We start from the raw sequence: 17792 nt of genomic DNA on the forward strand, positions 1-17792 counted from the left end.
GGTTCCCAGTCACAATAATTGTTAAAATATAGCAATCCTTGCATCAGTTGTAAAAATATGTAGGGGTAGTGCTACCCCTACTCCCCGTGCCTACCCCAGCCTGCATCGGGGCAACCACGGGGGGTTTGCCCCTACAAGAATTACACAAATGATTTAGAATTGCTATATATAAAGCATCGGGGCAACCACGGAGGGTTTGCCCCTACAAGAATTACACAAATGATTTAGAATTGCTATATATAAAGTTTATATCAAATAATCCGAATTAAGTTCATGCCCACTTCTTTAATCACCGGTGCTTCTGGCGGAATTGGTGCAGCCTTTGCCGCCGAATTAGCCAAACGCCAGCACAATCTAATCTTGGTAGCTCGTTCCGAAGACAAATTGCAACAGCTAGCTGCTCAACTGCAACAGGAATTCAATATTTTGGTCGAAATTATCGTTCAAGATTTGACCGCACCTGGAGCCACAACTGCTGTATTTGACGCGGTTGTTAAAAAAGGTTGGACGGTTGATTTGTTGGTGAACAATGCGGGTTTTGGCGATTACGGTGCTTTTGCCGATCGCCCGCTTGCGAAACAACTAACAATGGTGCAACTAAATATTGTAGCATTAGTTGAACTCTCGCACTTATTTTTGCAGGGAATGCGGCAGCGAAAATCAGGAAGTATTATCAATGTTGCCTCCATCGCAGCTTTTCAACCGATGCCGTACTTGTCAATGTATGCAGCTACTAAAGCCTTTGTTTTGAGTTTCAGCGAGGCGCTTTGGGCGGAAAACAAAGATTTAGGAATTCGCATTTTGTGCCTTTGTCCAGGGCCGACCGAATCGGACTTTTTTGCAGTAGCTGAATTCCCTCAATCAATGGCATCCAGCAGCGGGCAAAAACTCGTTCCTGCAGCGGAAGTCGTGCGAGATGCTTTGAAAGCTTTAGAAAAAAATGAGTCTAATGTTGTCACAGGGGGAATTCCCAATCAAATCATAGCAAATATGCCCAGATTGATGCCGCGAGAACTTTTGGTGAAGTCGGTAGAAAAGGTGTTTCGGGCGAAAGAGGAATAATCGCGATCGTTGACAATATAAATAAACCCGCCCCCACCCAAGGACAAACATTAGATCGCCCCTAACCCAAATTTTCCCAAAAGTCGATCGTACATTCGGGCCACCAAAATCCCCCCCGCTACCCCACAAGTCCGCCGGGGGTTGAAACCCCCGTCTCATAGCGAAAGTCCTCTAAAAGAGGACTCAAAAGCAAATTAAATAAACAATCGAGTATTTGTCACCATAATCGATTATTTGTCACCATTCTTCAGTCGGTTTCAACCGACTTTAGCTATGAGACAGGGGTTGAAACCCCTGGCGGACTCGCGGACAAACAAACGAGCCCGTGGACAAATAATCGCACCCACGGATAGATGAACGTTCCCAAATTTTCCCAAAAGGTCGATCGCACATTCGGGCCACCAAAATCCCCCACGCTATCCCACAAGTCCGCCGGGGGTTGAAACCCCCGTCTCATAGCGAAAGTCCTCTAAAAGAGGACTGAAAAGCACCTTAAATAAACCATCGAGTATTTGTCACCATAATCGAGTATTCTTCACCCTTCTTCAGTCGGTTTCAACCGACTTTAGCTATGAGACAGGGGTTTCAACCCCTGGCGGACTCGCGGAATCGCGGACAAACAAACGAGCCCGCGGACAAATAATCGCACCCACAAACAAATCAACCTTCCCCAATTTTACCAAGCGTCCAGGACTACCACAGAAACCAAAGAAACCGGGTTTTTCGCAATTTTTACGCCGTGTAACAATATTCTCGGAAAAACCCCGGTTTCTGGGCTATAAATTACAAATATCGAGTTAACTGCACTCGATAGCGTTCCTTCTTAGTAACAGCAACTTCCCCAATTTCCAATCTTCCCTTGCCCGTAACAGCAATTAAATCTCCAGACTTGACATTATAACTAGCTTGAGTAACGTCTTTCCAGTTAACTCGCACGTCACCGCTGCCAATTAAATCGGCCATTTTGCTGCGAGACATTGCGAATCCAGCCGAGGCGACAGCATCCAATCTCATGGATGCTTCAACCGTTGTCATTTCTTTCTTTTTGGGTTCTCTAATTTTGAGTTCGCTCAACTCAATGCGCCGCGTTTGCACAGGAACCGATCGCACTTGTTGCAAACTCATCTCCAAATACTCTACCATCTCAGGCATGACAATGGCTTGCGCGCCGCGTTCTCCCAAAACAATCACATCACCCGTTTTCTCGCGGACAATTCCCGTACCCAACATCGCCCCCAAAAAGTCGCGGTGACTGGCGGTGTCGAACAAGAAATTGCCAGCGATTTCTACCGCAGCAACGTTAACGCTACCAGAGTCGATCGGGATATCCGATCGCGCGATCGCAATTCTTTGTCTTTCAGCTTGCGGGTAGCCGCCCCAAGCCACTAATTCCACGTCTGTTAACCGCTTAAATACCGTCAGAGTGTCCGCCAATTCTGGAGGCGACAGAAAATCAGTCTGAGTAACTTCCCAAGTTTTAATTGCTTGTTCCGCTTGGTCGATCGCCCGCGCGACACATTCGCGGTTTTCGATGCCTTTTAACAGTTCTTCTCTTTGTAACATCAGTTAATGTTAGATTCTAATTTGAAATTGCCAAAGTTTGCTGTAACTAAAAAGTCTACTTTTTTAACAGTCGCACTAACTTAATTATAGTCTAAAATCATTAAATAATGATCTTATGATTTTAGTTGCTGATAAAGCTGATAGGATGAGCACGATTATTGTACCAAATCTATGAAGTCTTCAAGTTAAAGTTTTTGCAAGAGATCGATCGAGTATGGCAGCAAAATTGTCCACCCAACTACTTATTCTTCTTCACCCGCAAATACAGTTCTTCCATCGCCTGAATAAACGAACCATCCTTGTGCCAAAACTGTGGAAAATCTCCCTGTTTCTTAACCACGATCGCACTTACCCCACTTTGCCCTGCCACCTCAATCGTCTGCGGTAATCGCTTCGCACCATGCCAAAACTCTTTCAGGCTGACCGTTTGCGCCTCACTGGCGATCGCCTGCGTGTAATAGGAATCCACCGCCACAGGGGCCGCTGCATCCGCTGTTAACTCGGCAGAAAGCGCCATTCCCAAAGGCGTTTTTGCTAATTCGCGGTGCAGCACTTCCTTAGAAAGCCCCCGTAATTCAAACAGTAAAAATGGATCTTTGTCCAATTCGGCCGCCACCAAATAATAAACTCCGGCAATATGTTTGCAGGGATTGCTATAGTCTGGGCAAGAGCAAGTGGTTTTAAAGTCCTCACGGTTGCTGGGTAAAAGGTGCAATCCGAGGGGTGAGAAAGCATTTTCAATGTTGTCAGGCATTTCGTTTATTAACAGCCGGGAAATGAAGCTGGCTTTTGATGCCATTTGGGCGATCGCCACTTTCCACTTTTCCTGACTAATCGCCTGAAACTCAATTTTAGTTTTGTACAGAGGCTCCTTATAAACCCCAAAATAAGGATTAACCGAGCCTCTTACTTCTGCCACCACTAAGCCATCATTAATCTTAAAGCTTTTTACCTTGTCATTCCGTGCATAGGAACGTCCCCTTCCGAGTCGTCCAGAATCTGTAAATCTTTCCAGCCCCTCGATAAATTTATTGCCCCACCAAGTCCGAGTAAATTGTGACATATTTTTTATTTTCTCCTAATCTAAAACAGCATTTTTATTGAGCCTAATTAACTTTTTAAATGCCTCATTATCCAACTCAGTTAACCACGATTCATCAGCACCAATAATTGACCCTGCCAATTTCTTTTTGTCTTCAATCATTTGGTCAATCTTTTCTTCCAAAGTGCCAATCGCCACAAACTTATGCACAAACACATTTTTTTGCTGTCCGATCCGAAACGCCCGATCCGTCGCCTGATCTTCCACAGCCGGATTCCACCAGCGATCGAAATGGAACACGTGATTGGCTTTTGTCAGCGTAATTCCCACACCGCCCGCCTTCAGTGACAGAATAAATACCGAAGGTTCAGACTCTGGATCTTGAAACTCTGAAATCATCCGTTCCCGTTTTTCGCGACTGGTTCCCCCGTGGATGTAGTAAGTGTTGTAATGTAGCGTTTGTTTAATATATTTTTCCAACGCGCTTCCCAGTTCTGTAAACTGCGTAAATACCAATAAACTTTCGCCTTCTGCTTTGACTTCCTCAATCATCTCGATCAGCCGTTCCAGTTTGTGCGATCGCTCTGGTGTAAACTCACTTTCATCTTGCAAAAACTGGCGCGGATGGTTACAAATTTGCTTCAGCTTCAGCAGTGTCGCCAAAATCATCCCCTTGCGCTTCATCCCTTCCGTCTCGTCAATTTCTTGTTCTACCTCTTTGACGATTGCTTCATAAAGCGAAGCTTGCTCGCGGGTGAGATTGCAGTAGAGTTTTTGCTCAACTTTGTCGGGGAGATCCTGAATAATTGACTTATCGGTTTTCAGACGGCGCAGGATAAAAGGTTCCACTAATTTTTTGAGCGCGGCTGATTGTGTGCGACTCCCATGTTTTTGAATCGGTAATTCAAACATTTTCCGAAACTGTGCCTCTTTTCCCAAATATCCGGGATTGAGGAAATTAAAAATTGACCATAAATCCAACAATCGATTTTCCACGGGTGTTCCCGTCAATGCTAGTCGATGGGTAGCGGGTAACTTTAAAATCGCCTTGGTTTGCGCCGCTTTCGGATTTTTAATATTCTGGGCTTCATCAATTACCACGCGATGCCACGCTACGCTGCTCAACAGCTTCTCATCTTTTCGCACCAAGGTAAAGGAAGTAATCAACATATCGCAACCTTGGACGGCGGCTTTAAATGCTTTGGCATCTTGCAAACGTTGAGGGCCGTGGTGAATCAGCGATCGCAATTCTGGAGCAAATTTTTCCATTTCCTTTTGCCAGTTACCAACTACGGATGTGGGTGCAATTAGCAGCGTGGGTAGAACCGAAGGTGCGATCGCTTTTTCTGTCTCTTTTGTAGTAGATAAAACTTCCCGCTCTTGCAATAATCGAGCAATTACCTGCGCCGATTTACCCAAACCCATATCATCGGCAAGACAGCCGTTTAATCCCAAACTTTCCAAATAACTCAACCAAGAAACGCCGCGCTTTTGGTAATCCCGTAACTTACCTTGAAACTTTGCTGGATCTGCAATTAACTCTAACCGACTCTTATCGTTCAGCTTCTCCAACATATCCGATAACGCCACATCGCGCTCAACCTCCAACTGTTCGCTCGCTTCTCCTTCTGCCGTCAACTTCATAAAGTCAATCAGGCTTAAATCGGGGTTTTCTTCGCGATGTTTTTGCCAAAAATTTAGCATCTCCTGCATCTTGTCTTTGTCCAGTTCCATCCATTGTCCTCGGAACTGTACCAGCGGTGTTTTGCTATTTACTAACGCCTGCCATTCTTGTTCGCTAACCCGTTCACCCCCGATCGCCAATTCATATTGATATTCCACCAAGGAATCCGCCGAAAACAATCCTTTGCCCTTGATTGCAGCGCTCTTGCTGCCCTTCCCTTTGACTTGCAGGCGAATCTTCGCCCGTTGTCGTCCCTTCGGTGTCCACCAAGCGGGGACAATCACTTTGTATCCGGCATCTTCTAATACCCAAGCGGACTCGCTGAGAAAGGTGAAAGCATCATCTAAGCTGAGGGTAATGTTAACAGGTTTGTCGGTTTCTAGCCCTTGCCAAAGTTGGGGATAAATGCGGGCAGCGTAGCCGAGATTTGTCAGCAAATGTTGCTCAAAGTTGTCTCCGAATTGTGTTTGCAACTGTTTTTGTTGAGTCGATCGCGATCGCCAATAATCCTGCAACGGCATCCGCAGAGATGGGTCTTTTTTCGCAGCCACCTGAAACTCTAAAACCCAAGGCTGTTCGGGGTTTTCGGGGGATTGTAGTTGAAAGCAGAGGGAAAATGAGTCAGCAGATTGATTGCGCGTAATGCGATCGCGCCAGGTTTGCCATTGCCGGTATTGTTCAAGGCTTACTCGCGCGATTTTTCGTGTTTGGTTGAGGCAGATTTGGAGTAAAGAATCCGCAATCTTATTTTCAAACGATGCTGGGATGGGGGTTTGAGTGACAATTTCCGCGATCGCACACTCGGAAAAATGCCGCAGCAACCGTTCGCGATCGTAGAACTTTGGTGTATCTTGTAGCTGGATCTTCCGAAAACCGGACACACAAACTAAAGGCATCCATTCAACATAGCGTTGTAAATCAGTTTCGTACTGTGTTGAAACAATTTCCCATCCCGGATAAATCTCAAAGCTGGGTGCAATTTTGGCAGGTGTTTTTGGAGTTTTTGCAGTTGTTTTGGTTTTTGTCTCGCCCGCTTTCTTACGCCCGCGCGTGGCTTTCTCAGCGGGTTCGGATGTTTCGATGGGTGCGATCGCGATCGGAGCAGTTTCTCGATAGCGCAACGCCGGAATATAATGATCTTTCAGAACAATTTGCTTAAAATTTTGGGTGTAGTGATACCAAAATAGCAAGTCTGAACCAAACTGAACTTCTGCTAAATCGTAGAGAGCAAAAAAATGCAGATCGTTCAATACTTTAGTCAAAGTGTGGGTGGCGATGCACACACAATCAACTTCCCAATACTCCAACTCAAATGTTTCGGGTAACTCTGTCTCTAAATATCGCGCTAACTCTAAAGATGGTAACGGCTGGTTATCGGCAGTGGGCAGTAAAAAATACCGAGGGACGATCGCGTATTCTCGCCCCATCGCACTTGTATTGCTGATTGCTGACAGTTGAATCCCGGCTTCTTTCGTTAGAAACTCTCTTAACTGTGCCGTCTTCAATTGTCGGGGATGAACCTTAGCAGGCTGTTTTTTCTTTTCAGTGGTTTCAACCCAAAGACAAAAAGTTCCACCTTGAACAAAACTCTCTTCTGTTTGAGGAATCCAAGTCCCGTGGAGGATTTTCATAGGTTATACCATCAATTAGCGGGAAAAGATAAGACGGCGGTTAAAAGAGACTGTTGGCGAATTCGCTGGTGGTGTTACCCATCACCTCTAGGAGACAGTATTTCCGTTCACTATTGGTAGTTAATGGCTATATGGTCAATTTGACATTTAGTCTAGAACCACTATTTTTAGGGGTGAGGGGTGAAGCCCTTTATTGATTCGCCAACAGTCTCTAATAATAGACTTTTTGCAAAAGTCCTTTTAAGCAAATTTTCGGACGGGTTCTCCGGCCCATCCCACAAGAGAAAAAACTTTTTGTGGGATGGGCCGGAGAGTCCGTCCCAGCTATTTTTGCAAGAGGTCTAATCAATCCTCCACTAGCAGTGCGCTCAAATCTCAAATCCCGGTTGTCAATACACAACTGAAAAAACTGCTCGTCTGTTAATTCGATCGTTAATTCTAGGGGAGAATCTAGGGGGATAGTTTGTGATTCCATAACTGCCTCCAAATATTACACGAGTTGAATGTCAACAGTCAACAGTCAACTGCTGCGACAAAGTAAATTATTTCTAGTAAATTCCCGGAATAACCTTGTAAAACAGGATAACATAGGAGATGCAAGCAAAAAACAAACAGCATGACTCGCTATGTCACCCCCAGAGAAGCCTGCAAACTCCTCTCGGTTTCCGAAAAAACCCTTAGAAACTGGGACGAAGCGGGAAAAATCAAGACAATTAGAACTCCTACTAACCAGCGGCGTTACGACATTGACTCAGTGTTCAGTGACGGACTCGAACCAAGAATTACCGCCCTCTACTGTCGAGTTAGCAGCGCCAAACAAAAAGAAGACCTCAACCGACAAATTAGCTACCTCCAAGGAATCTACCCGCAAGGCCAAGTCTTCAAAGATATCGGCGGAGGACTCAATTTTAAAAGAAAAAGTCTTCTTGCCCTTTTGGGACAAGTCATGTCAGGAACTGTCAGCCAAATTGTGGTCTGCCACCAAGACCGACTCGCAAGGTTTGGTTGTGACCTCATCAGATGGGTATGCGAGCAAAACGATTGCAAACTCGTGGTTCTCGGTCGAACAGAGTTATCTCCAGAAAGAGAAATGGTTGAAGATATCCTTGCCATCATCCACGTATTCAGTTGTCGGCTCTACGGACTCGGAAAATACAAATCTACTATCAAAGAAGATCCGAGTTTACCCGGAAACGAAATTAGCAGCAACTTGGAGAACTTGGATAGCTGCTAGTCGGTGGTGCTACAACCAAGCGATTGCTATTCTAAAAACCCAAAGAATCGGTAAATACGATCTGCGAAAGCAGATTATGGATGGCGCACCGGACTGGGTAAAACAACAACCTTACAATCCCAGGCAGTTAGCAATTTTTCAAGCGTTTGAAGCTTATAAAGCCGCAAAGAAGTCGGGAGGCTTAGCCAAATTTAGAACGTGTCGCGATACTTCTCAAACGATTAGGTTCCAAGTCGATAACTGGAAATCCTGTATATTCTATCCCCAAGCAACCAAAAGTTTAAGTTTTAAGTCGGCAGAACCAATACTGGAAGTTATGCAGCATGAACCGAGCCTCAGTCTCATTAACGGTCAGTGGTTCATCAGTTATGCGGTTGATGAAACTAAGCCTGTCGCTACCGACTCAAAGTTAGCTGTAGCGCTTGACCCTGGAGTGAGAACTTTCATGACTGGGTTTGACGGACAAGAAGTTTTAGAAATAGGCAAATACGATATTGGCCGCATTTACCGCCTTGCCAGCCATTTAGATAAATTGATGAGTCGAATCGGTCAAAATAAGGGTAGGAGTTTTAAGCGACTTCGGTATCGATTGAGAAAAGCTGCATCTAAGATCAGAATCAAAATCAAAAATTTAGTTTCTGAACTCCACAAAAAAACGGCAAAATACTTGTGCGACAAGTATCAGGCAATCTTTCTTCCCACTTTCGAGACACAGCAAATGGTAAAGAAAGGTAAGCGTCGCCTTGCCACCAAAACAGCGAGAGCGATGGTTACACTCTCGCATTACAAGTTCAAAAAAACGTTGAAGCATCAAGCAGCTAAACACGGCTGTGTTGTAGTAGACGTAACAGAAGAGTACACATCTAAGACCTGTTCAAAATGCGGTCACATTCATACAAAATTAGGAGGTAGCAAGCATTTTGCTTGCCCCTCCTGCGGTCACAAACTAGATCGGGACGCCAATGGCGCTTTTAATATTTTGTTAAAAGCTTTGAGAGATACCTCTTTGACTGGAATTCTTGCTGATTTCCAAGTCCTACCATACTCAGCAATCCCGGACTTCCGGGAATTGCCGGGTTAAATGTATCTGTTAACAAACAAATAACTAAGTCTCTGTATAACCTTGGATATTTTCCGGTTCAAACTGCTGCAAAATCTTCGCAGCTTTCCCAGTCAAATCATCAGTACCCTTAACCGCAATCAAAAATTTACCCGCATTCAAACGGTTGCGGTAGGGCAAAGCATCGCCGCTACCAAAAGCCATACCGCCCGCGCCTCCAACAAACACACTGCCCATTGCAGCGGCGATCGCACCGAGTACACCACCGATCGCGTGATCGCCAATTTCCCCCGCCCAGGCAAAAGTCTTCAACTGAGTAATCAAGCTGAAAGTAACCCCAGCAATAAAGCCAAAGGGAATCAGCCAAATAGCCATGAGTTTAGCTTGTTTCTTCGCTTGCTGGTTCGGGTCGATCAAGCCAAATTCATCAGCAGTTTTGTAGCCGCGGCCCAAAATACTCACTTGCTTCATAGGCAAGCCTTCTTTTTCCAGAGCACAGTAGGCAGCTTCGGCTTGCATTCGATCGGGCAGTACGGCGATAAGATAATTCATTGACAATAATTCCTGATAGTTAGGCTGGAATAGCCAAAGTCTATTATAGACCGAAAAAACATACTAGCTAAGCACTTGGGGGATTTTCAGACGGTCAGAGAGTCCGATCGCCCGCAAAGCTAAAATATTTCATGCAAAAAACGGCCGACCTTGACCGAATACAGATACAATTCAAACTGCACAAAGGCAAGCTTGAGCTGAGCTGTTAGATACTGCTCTAAGTGTAAGTCTCAACTTTGAGCTCGCCAACGCTCGGTCTATTTTTACTATTGCACTCAATTGCTTGCTATGCCTAAAGTTCTAGTATCCGATCCGATCGACCAAGCCGGAATTGACATCCTCTCCCAAGTCGCGCAAGTTGACGTAAACACAGGACTCTCAGCCGAACAACTGGTAAAAATTATTCCAGATTACGACGCTTTGATGATCCGTTCTGGCACCCAAGTTACCAAAGAAATCATAGAAGCCGGGAATTCACTTAAAATTATCGGCAGAGCCGGCGTCGGCGTAGATAATGTCGATGTACCCGCCGCTACCCGCAAAGGAATTGTAGTCGTCAATTCCCCCGAAGGCAACACGATCGCCGCCGCCGAACACGCGCTCGCCATGATGCTCTCGATGTCCCGCCACATCCCGGAAGCTAACGAATCCGTCAAAGGTGGTAAATGGGAACGCAACCGCTTTCTGGGCGTAGAAGTTTACAAAAAAACCCTCGGCATCGTCGGTTTGGGCAAAATCGGCTCCCACCTCGCCGCCGCAGCCAAAGCAATGGGCATGAAACTGCTGGCCTACGATCCCTTCATCTCCACCGAAAGAGCCGATCAGTTGGGCTGCCGCTTGGTAGAACTCGAACTGCTGATGCGCGAATCCGACTACATCACCCTGCACATCCCCAAAACGCCGGAAACCCTGCACTTAATTAACGCTGAAGTGCTCTCGAAAATGAAGCCGACGGCCCGCATCATAAACTGCGCCAGAGGCGGCATAATCGACGAAGCAGCCCTCGCAGAAGCCATCAAATCAGGTCAGATCGCCGGCGCAGCTTTGGACGTTTACGAACACGAACCGCTGGAAGCTGATTCCCCACTGCGGAGTGTCGGCCAAAACATCGTGCTGACGCCCCACTTGGGAGCATCTACAGCGGAAGCTCAGGTGAATGTGGCGATCGACGTGGCTGAACAAATTCGCGATGTACTGTTGGGGCTGCCCGCGCGATCAGCTGTTAACATACCAGGAATTTACCCAGACTCGATCGAAAAACTCAAACCCTACCTGCAACTCGCCGAAACCCTAGGCAACCTCGTCAGCCAGCTAGCCGGAGGCCGAGTCGATTACCTCAACGTTCAACTGCAAGGCGAATTGGCCAGCAACCAAAGCCAGCCCGTAGTCGTGGCCGCCCTCAAAGGCCTGCTATCCCAAGCCCTGCGAGAGCGCGTTAACTACGTCAACGCCAGCATTGAAGCCAAAGAACGCGGAATTCGCGTCGTCGAAACCAGAGACGCCTCAATTCGCGACTACACCGGCTCCCTGCACCTCTCGGCCAAGGGAACCCTCGGCGAACACACCGTGACAGGTGCAGTGCTCGGCGAAAGCGAAATTCGGATTACCAGTGTTGACGATTTCCCGGTCAACGTTTCCCCCACTCACCATATGCTGTTTACCCTGCACCGCGATATGCCGGGGATTATTGGCAAAATTGGTTCCCAATTGGGCAGTTTTAATGTCAATATTGCCAGTATGCAAGTAGGCCGTAAAATCGTGCGAGGCGATGCGGTGATGGTTTTGAGCCTTGATGACCCTCTACCAGAGGGGATACTGGCTGAGATCCTAAAAGTTCCGGGAATTCGGGATGCTTACACAGTAAATCTTTGACGGATTTTGGAGTTTAGATTTTGGATGCAAGGGCTGATAATTGGTAATGGGTAATTGGTCATTGGTCATTGGCCTGAAAGCGGGAATTTTTCTATTAGCCAATCCTCCTTCCTCACTCCCCAGTTCCCAGTCTCCAGTTCCCCTGGGCCAATCTAAAATCTAAAATCTAAAATCTAAAATTGTATGGCACATAGCTGGTGGGAAATTAGAATTCTTTGCGATCCGGCGCTGGAAGATATCATCTTTTGGCGTCTGGAACGGTTTAACTGTCGGGGAAGTGCTACGGAGCTCAAAAGCAATTCCTGCCTGATGTCGGCTTATTTGCCCGAAGAACAGGCAGGATTGCTGGATTTGGCCGCTCTGTCTCTGTGGCTGCGTCAAGATGCTCTGTGTGCAGGTTTGCCCCTACCTGCAATGCAGTGGGATTTGATTGAAGACGAAGACTGGGGCAGCACTTGGAAGGAACACTGGCAGCCTCAAGAAGTGGGCGATCGCTTTTTAATTAACCCCGCTTGGCTGCCCCCACCGACTGATACCGATCGCGTTATTTTGCGTTTAGATCCGGGTGTGGCTTTCGGTACGGGTGCTCACGCTACTACTCAACTTTGTCTGGAGTCGCTGGAAATGCGTCTCGGTTTTGATGACAAAGAGTGCATCGTTGCTGATATCGGCTGCGGATCGGGTATTTTGTCGATCGGTGCGGTGTTGTTGGGCGCTACAAAAGTTTATGCTTTGGATACAGATCCTTTGGCAGTGCGATCGACCATTAGCAACAGACTACTCAACCGCGTTAATTCTCAGCAGTTGGTTGCAGAGCTCGGCAGTATCGATCGTTTGAAAGAAATGGTCGATGAGCCGATCGACGGTTTGATTTGCAACATTTTAGCAGAAGTAATCATTGATTTAATCCCGCAGTTCACTGCAATTAGCAAACCAACTACTTGGGCCGTGCTTAGCGGCATTTTGCTCGAACAAGCTAAGCCAATTGCTGACACTCTCGAACAGCATGGCTGGATTGTGGCTACTCTGTGGAAGCGCCAAGATTGGTGTTGTTTTAATATTCGGCGCAGTTAACAATATGGTAATTGCTAATTCCTAATTGCTAATTGGTAATTTTAAATTCATGTTTCATCTTTGGGAAGTGAATTTAAATAAATGTCGCACCTGAAAATAAACCGCGCCAGCCCAGTAAAAACCATTCACCAAAATCAACAATCCTTTACCAACATAAGAATTAACAAAACCAAAAGCGCGGTAAGTTGACAGCAGCACTAACAACATTTCAACCACAGAAACAATTGACCCGTAGTGCTTCCTATCCCAATAAGAAAACGGACTGATAAAACGGTAATTGCTGAACGGAAAAAAGTGTCTGTGAGCGTCGTCATTGTGGACAGGCAAATCTCCCAGAGAGTGCAGTATCATGCTAATAAACAGAATTTGCACGCTTTGCCAGCCAAAGTAATAAGCAATTAGCAAACCAATAACCGCCAGAGGTATAGAATGAAACAGAGCCACAATATCTTGCACAAAAGGCTCATAATATGCTTTTGACCAAATTGTAGCTTCGGGCAAGCGAGCAATGTATTTCGCCCAAAAGTAAAATAAAAATATTGGGATGTCGGGTAAGATTCCGCCGATCGCAATAATGAGATTAGCTTGCGGCAGTTGCGGTTTGCCGAGAATTGCCAGATTGATAATAGCGTGGCTGGGAGTCTTCATCAGTAGGGTGCGTCAACTAGGATTATCTTATTCATAATGAATCAGATATTAGACATCTCCCATAATTGTTGTGGAACAGGCATCCTGCCTGTTCTTGAATATCTTTTTGGGAGATGTCTATTAGCTGACGCACCCTACGTGTGAGATAATGGGCTCCGGTTACAAGAAAGGTTGCACTCGATCGATCAACTGCGCCGCTTGCATCACTCCCTCAATGCGATCGACCTCAGCGCCATTTTTGAACAACACCAAAGTCGGCAAAGCATAAATGTGATGCTGCGACGCCAACTGTTCGTACTTATCCGTGTCAATTTTGACAACCATCAGCTTGTCTTTCATCTGACCACTCACTTGTTCCAAAATCGGTGCCATCATCTGACAAGGCCCGCACCAAGTAGCGTAAAAATCCACCAACACGGGCAAGTCAGAGCCCGATAGTAACTCCTCAAAACTGCTGAACTGTTTTTGAACTGCCATAAGACAAAATAATTTTTTGGGTTCTGGCTCGATTTTAGTGCAAAATTCTCTGGTAGATTGCGAGGATACAATTATGGAATTATTACCAGAGACTTTTCAGAGATTGCGGGGTCAAGTTGCTGTCGTGACCGGTGCGTCGCGGGGAATCGGCCGCGCCGTTGCTTTAACATTAGCGGCAGAGGGCGCTAAAGTCGCCGTCAACTATGCGAGTTCGAGTGCGGCTGCTGATGAGGTGGTAGCAGAAATAGTCGCTGCTGGAGGAGAAGCTGTCGCACTTGCAGCAGATGTCTCGAAAACTGAGCAAGTAGATTTACTCACCAGTAATGTCATGGAAAAATGGGGACGGATTGACATTTTGGTGAACAATGCCGGCATTACTCGCGATACTTTGCTGCTGCGGATGAAGTTGGAAGATTGGCAAGCGGTAATTGATTTGAATTTAACTGGCGTGTTTTTGTGTGCGAAAGCTGCCAGTAAAATCATGCTGAAACAGCGAAGCGGCCGAATTATTAATATTGCTTCGGTTGCTGGACAAATGGGCAATCCGGGACAAGCTAATTACAGTGCGGCAAAGGCTGGGGTAATTGGATTTACTAAAACTGTGGCGAAAGAGTTGGCGAGTCGCGGGATTACTGTGAATGCAGTTGCACCGGGTTTTATCACTACAGATATGACTAAGGATGTCAAGTCTGATGAGATTTTGAAGTATATTCCGCTGGGGAGATATGGGGAAGTTGAGGAAGTTGCGGGGATGGTGAAGTTTTTGGCGGCAGATGCGGCGGCTGCTTATATAACTGGGCAGGTTTTTAATGTGGATGGGGGGATGGTGATGGCTTAGAATTTGATTTTTTAACCGCAGATGCACGCGGATTAACGCGGATATTTGCGGTTTAATTGTCAAGAGCGGTCGCACATTTCAGCGTAATTACCCTGCCAAATTAACGCTTACATCTTTCATTAGAAACAGAACCATCACTCATCGTTGTTTGGCAAAATGTAGCGTTGTTCAGACGGGTTTTTGTCATTGTGGCATTTCGCAAATTTACGCGGAATAATGATGTCTTCTCGATAATAGCCTCAGTCAAATTTGCCCCTTGAAAGTTAATATTCCACAAAGTTCCATCTCTTAAATTGGCACGGCTGAGATTACTATCTTGGAAATTGGTATTTATAATAAAAGCCGATCGTAATTGAGCCTCAGTCAGATCGGCGCGTTGAAAATTTGCAAGGCTCAAACTAGTGCTATGTTTAAAGACCTGAATTGTGACAGGATTGAAATTAGCCTGCTTGAGGTTGGCATCCTGAAAATTTGCCAATGTCATGACTGCGCCGTTGAGCGAGGTTTTAATCAGGCTGGCATGGCTCAAATTCGCCCCGGTTAGAACCACCGGAAATGTATTTGCCGGGGTCATAGACGCTCGATCGAGATTGGCATAGGATAAATCGGTTGATTCTAAATTCGACCCGTTTAAGGCTGAATTAGTCAATTTTGCCTGCTTTAGGGAGGCCAGAGAAAGTCGAATTAATTTTAAATTTGTATTGCTGAGATCAGCATTATCTAGAACTGCGCCAATCAAGTTAGCACTTTCTAATCTTGCCCCTTTTAACGTTGCCCCGGCTAAGTTAGCCCCTTCTAAATTAGCCTTTTTGAGATCTGCGCCTTCTAGATTAGCTCCACGTAAATCGCAGCGAATGCAGATGCGGGTTGATAAGACCTGGTTGGTTAGTTCAGATAAATTTTGCGATGGCTTATCGGCAAAAGCAGGTCGTAGCTTGGCTGCAAATTGGGTGGGTTGAAGCAGTTTGGCTCTCAGCATTTTCAACCATTGCTGCTGGGCCTGAGTCAAAGCTTCTAGACTGGGGATTTCGTAGTCGATGATCTTTTTTTCAAAATCAAGGAAGTTGGTTCGGTTTCCAGATGGCAATGACTCATCTGTCATAAATCCGATGTACCCATAAACCTTGGTGTTACTCCAGATTTTCGTCGTAATGGTAAAAATATTTTTGAGTGGAATCACGATCGCTTGGGTAGCGCGTTGGTTACCCAATTTTTCTTGGTGACTGCCGACTTCAATATAAAAAATTAACTTGTTATCTTCGATGACGGCTTTGCAGGGCCCTCCTGGGAAAGCATTACGGACTCTAGACCCACAAGATAACTCAGTACCTGGTAAATTTTCAAGTAGAACTATATTCTGCTGATTCGGTTGAGATTGTGCATCAGATGATCTAGCCAGCAATCCCACAAGAAGAAGGCCAAAAAGCTCAATTAACTTTGATTTCATCGGATTTTCGCAGTCTTAAAAAACACACATCATAATGTACCATATTTTCTACCTTATTTTTACCGATTTTGAATTTATCGCAAGCAACCTTGCCAGTGCAACCTTCAGCCCCAGCCGTTAGCAGGTTAGCAAGTCACAGGTCTAAATCTCGTTGTGATCAAAGGATTTGATCGTTCGGGAGAATAGAAAAATGCGAAGAATTGACTTAGGAATATTCATATTATCGAGGGAATAACAAAAATAAAAAAAGTTGCTCTAGAGTTTTCTGATTTAACTCCAAATTTTGCGAAGCCAATTGCCCGCAGCAGCATATAAAGCCAGTAACTTATTGACAAATTTTTGCCATATAGAAATATTTTTAACCTCGGAAACCACCTCGATTGCCGCGGGCAGCGGCGGCATCCCGACTACTTCATACAGCGGATATTCGCCACTTTTACCCGGAATTGGCACGGATACGCACCGATCGACGATCGCCAATTCTTTCACTTCCTGATAAGTCTCCTCGGAAATTAGTAAACTTGTTCCCACTTGCTTATTAGCAGCCTCGATCCGGCTGGCCAAATTCACCGCATCTCCGATCGCCGTAACTGTCTGACTCTTCGACGCCCCCAAATTCCCCACAACCACCCACCCGCAGTGAATGCCAATCCCAATCCGCAACCGGTGACGGTATAAAGTCTCAAAATAGGGATTGAGTTTCTCTAGTTCCTCCAGCATCTCCACCCCAGCCCTCACCGCTTGTTCCGCCGCCTTGTCGGGATTTTCCAACCCAAACAGCGCCATAAAACCATCTCCCATGTAATTATTAATCATCCCGCCATTGCGGTTTATAACATAACCCATTTTTTGGAAATAGCGATTTAAAACATAAATTATATCGTAGGGCAACAGCGATTCTGCAAACGCAGTAAACCCTCGAATATCGGCAAACAAAATTGCAATTTTCTTCTCTTGACCCACAGGAGTAGAAATCAACTTTCCGGCCATTTCGTCGTTAAATGATTCCAAGTCTTCAGAATCGATCGCCAGTCGGCGCAAAATCACCCTGCCGCCCGCAACCTGTGTCTGACAAGCTAGCCTAATTTCCGGTTCTAGGCGCAATTTTTTGGCAAGTTCCTCTTCCGGCGAAGTGCGGGGAGAACAAAATTCCAAACCTTCGACAATCAATACCCGGCAAGTCGAACATCGGGCGCTACCGCCGCAGATGTGGGTGTGGGGAATGTCGGCACGCAGGGAAGCTTCGAGAATTATATCGTCGTCGTCTATCTCGATCGTGCGATCGTCCGGCAGATAGTGAATCTGTGGCATATGTGGCGCGTCTAGTTAATTAGCGAGGAATCTCGCGGACATCTGTTATTGCAGCGAACCTGTATGCAAACCCGGTTTCTGGGCATTTTTTCTGTATCCCTGATACCTTAACTATAAGTCGCGATCGGCACTTGCTTCTCGTTTCCTCACCTCAAGCGCCCAACTGACCACGAATTTCAAAGGTGGTACCCGCCACGTGATTTATCCGTGGAATCACTCCAAAATCGAAAATCGAAAATCCTCAAGAAAGAGCATTTATCCGTGGGGTCGCCTCTAAAATCTAAAATCTAAAATCTA

Annotated in this window: 14 protein-coding genes and 1 pseudogene; 6 read left to right on the forward strand and 9 right to left on the reverse strand. The window is 45.9% G+C overall.

Translation table 11 applies throughout. The annotated features are described in order from the left end of the window. Positions 1–273 precede the first annotated feature (273 nt). Positions 274–1062, forward strand: a complete 789-nt coding sequence (locus tag QUB20_RS04195; protein WP_333243495.1) for an SDR family oxidoreductase — start codon at positions 274–276, stop codon at positions 1060–1062. Positions 1063–1845: 783 nt separating this feature from the next. Here QUB20_RS04195 and QUB20_RS04200 read toward each other — a convergent pair. From QUB20_RS04200 to QUB20_RS04215, 4 genes and pseudogenes are all read right to left on the reverse strand, one after another. Continuing rightward, positions 1846–2625: a photosystem II S4 domain protein gene (locus tag QUB20_RS04200; protein WP_333243498.1), complete on the reverse strand. Its 780-nt coding sequence runs from the start codon at positions 2623–2625 to the stop codon at positions 1846–1848. Between the two features lie 238 nt (positions 2626–2863). Beyond that, positions 2864–3688, reverse strand: coding sequence for an SWIM zinc finger family protein (locus tag QUB20_RS04205; protein WP_333243501.1), 825 nt, complete (start codon positions 3686–3688; stop codon positions 2864–2866). 15 nt (positions 3689–3703) lie between these two features. After that, a complete protein-coding gene (locus QUB20_RS04210; RefSeq protein ID WP_333243504.1) occupies positions 3704–6982 on the reverse strand; it encodes a DEAD/DEAH box helicase in 3279 nt (1092 codons plus the stop codon). Positions 6983–7325: 343 nt separating this feature from the next. Then, a pseudogene (locus tag QUB20_RS04215) lies at positions 7326–7457 on the reverse strand (Uma2 family endonuclease); the annotation flags it as partial. A gap of 141 nt (positions 7458–7598) precedes the next feature. Here QUB20_RS04215 and QUB20_RS04220 point away from each other — a divergent pair. Together QUB20_RS04220 and QUB20_RS04225 are read left to right on the forward strand one after the other, a co-directional pair. Further along, on the forward strand, positions 7599–8216 hold the full coding sequence (locus QUB20_RS04220; RefSeq protein WP_333243507.1) for an IS607 family transposase: 618 nt from the start codon (positions 7599–7601) through the stop codon (positions 8214–8216). Beyond that, on the forward strand, positions 8158–9297 hold the full coding sequence (locus tag QUB20_RS04225) for a transposase (protein ID WP_333243522.1): 1140 nt from the start codon (positions 8158–8160) through the stop codon (positions 9295–9297). The genes QUB20_RS04220 and QUB20_RS04225 overlap by 59 nt, the downstream gene beginning before the upstream one ends. A gap of 24 nt (positions 9298–9321) precedes the next feature. Here the strand turns inward: QUB20_RS04225 and QUB20_RS04230 are convergent, their stop codons facing one another. Further along, positions 9322–9828: a hypothetical protein gene (locus QUB20_RS04230; protein WP_333243511.1), complete on the reverse strand. Its 507-nt coding sequence runs from the start codon at positions 9826–9828 to the stop codon at positions 9322–9324. A gap of 288 nt (positions 9829–10116) precedes the next feature. On the opposite strand from QUB20_RS04230, the gene serA reads away from it, so the two are divergent. Both serA and prmA read left to right on the forward strand, forming a co-directional pair. After that, positions 10117–11700, forward strand: a complete 1584-nt coding sequence (gene serA / locus QUB20_RS04235; RefSeq protein WP_333057864.1) for a phosphoglycerate dehydrogenase — start codon at positions 10117–10119, stop codon at positions 11698–11700. Between the two features lie 183 nt (positions 11701–11883). Then, complete coding sequence (gene prmA / locus QUB20_RS04240; protein WP_333243513.1) at positions 11884–12774, forward strand: 50S ribosomal protein L11 methyltransferase; 891 nt, start codon at positions 11884–11886, stop codon at positions 12772–12774. A 54-nt stretch (positions 12775–12828) separates the two neighbouring features. Here prmA and QUB20_RS04245 read toward each other — a convergent pair whose 3' ends face one another. After that, entirely contained in the window at positions 12829–13422 is a 594-nt protein-coding gene (locus tag QUB20_RS04245; RefSeq protein ID WP_333243516.1) for a hypothetical protein, read from the reverse strand. A 159-nt stretch (positions 13423–13581) separates the two neighbouring features. Then, on the reverse strand, positions 13582–13899 hold the full coding sequence (trxA, locus tag QUB20_RS04250; protein WP_333056552.1) for a thioredoxin: 318 nt from the start codon (positions 13897–13899) through the stop codon (positions 13582–13584). Positions 13900–13972: 73 nt separating this feature from the next. Here trxA and fabG point away from each other — a divergent pair, with 73 nt between their 5' ends. Next, positions 13973–14737, forward strand: a complete 765-nt coding sequence (gene fabG, locus QUB20_RS04255; protein ID WP_172188962.1) for a 3-oxoacyl-[acyl-carrier-protein] reductase — start codon at positions 13973–13975, stop codon at positions 14735–14737. Positions 14738–14837: 100 nt separating this feature from the next. On the opposite strand, the gene QUB20_RS04260 is transcribed toward fabG, so the two are convergent. Together QUB20_RS04260 and QUB20_RS04265 are read right to left on the reverse strand one after the other, a co-directional pair. Continuing rightward, on the reverse strand, positions 14838–16184 hold the full coding sequence (locus tag QUB20_RS04260; RefSeq protein WP_333243519.1) for a pentapeptide repeat-containing protein: 1347 nt from the start codon (positions 16182–16184) through the stop codon (positions 14838–14840). Between the two features lie 270 nt (positions 16185–16454). Beyond that, the gene (locus QUB20_RS04265) at positions 16455–17495 is read right to left on the reverse strand and encodes an adenylate/guanylate cyclase domain-containing protein (protein ID WP_333239032.1); all 1041 of its coding nucleotides are present in this window, start codon (positions 17493–17495) and stop codon (positions 16455–16457) included. Positions 17496–17792 lie beyond the last annotated feature (297 nt).

Source organism: Microcoleus sp. B4-C2 (genome assembly GCF_036705265.1).
GTDB lineage: Bacteria > Cyanobacteriota > Cyanobacteriia > Cyanobacteriales > Microcoleaceae > Microcoleus.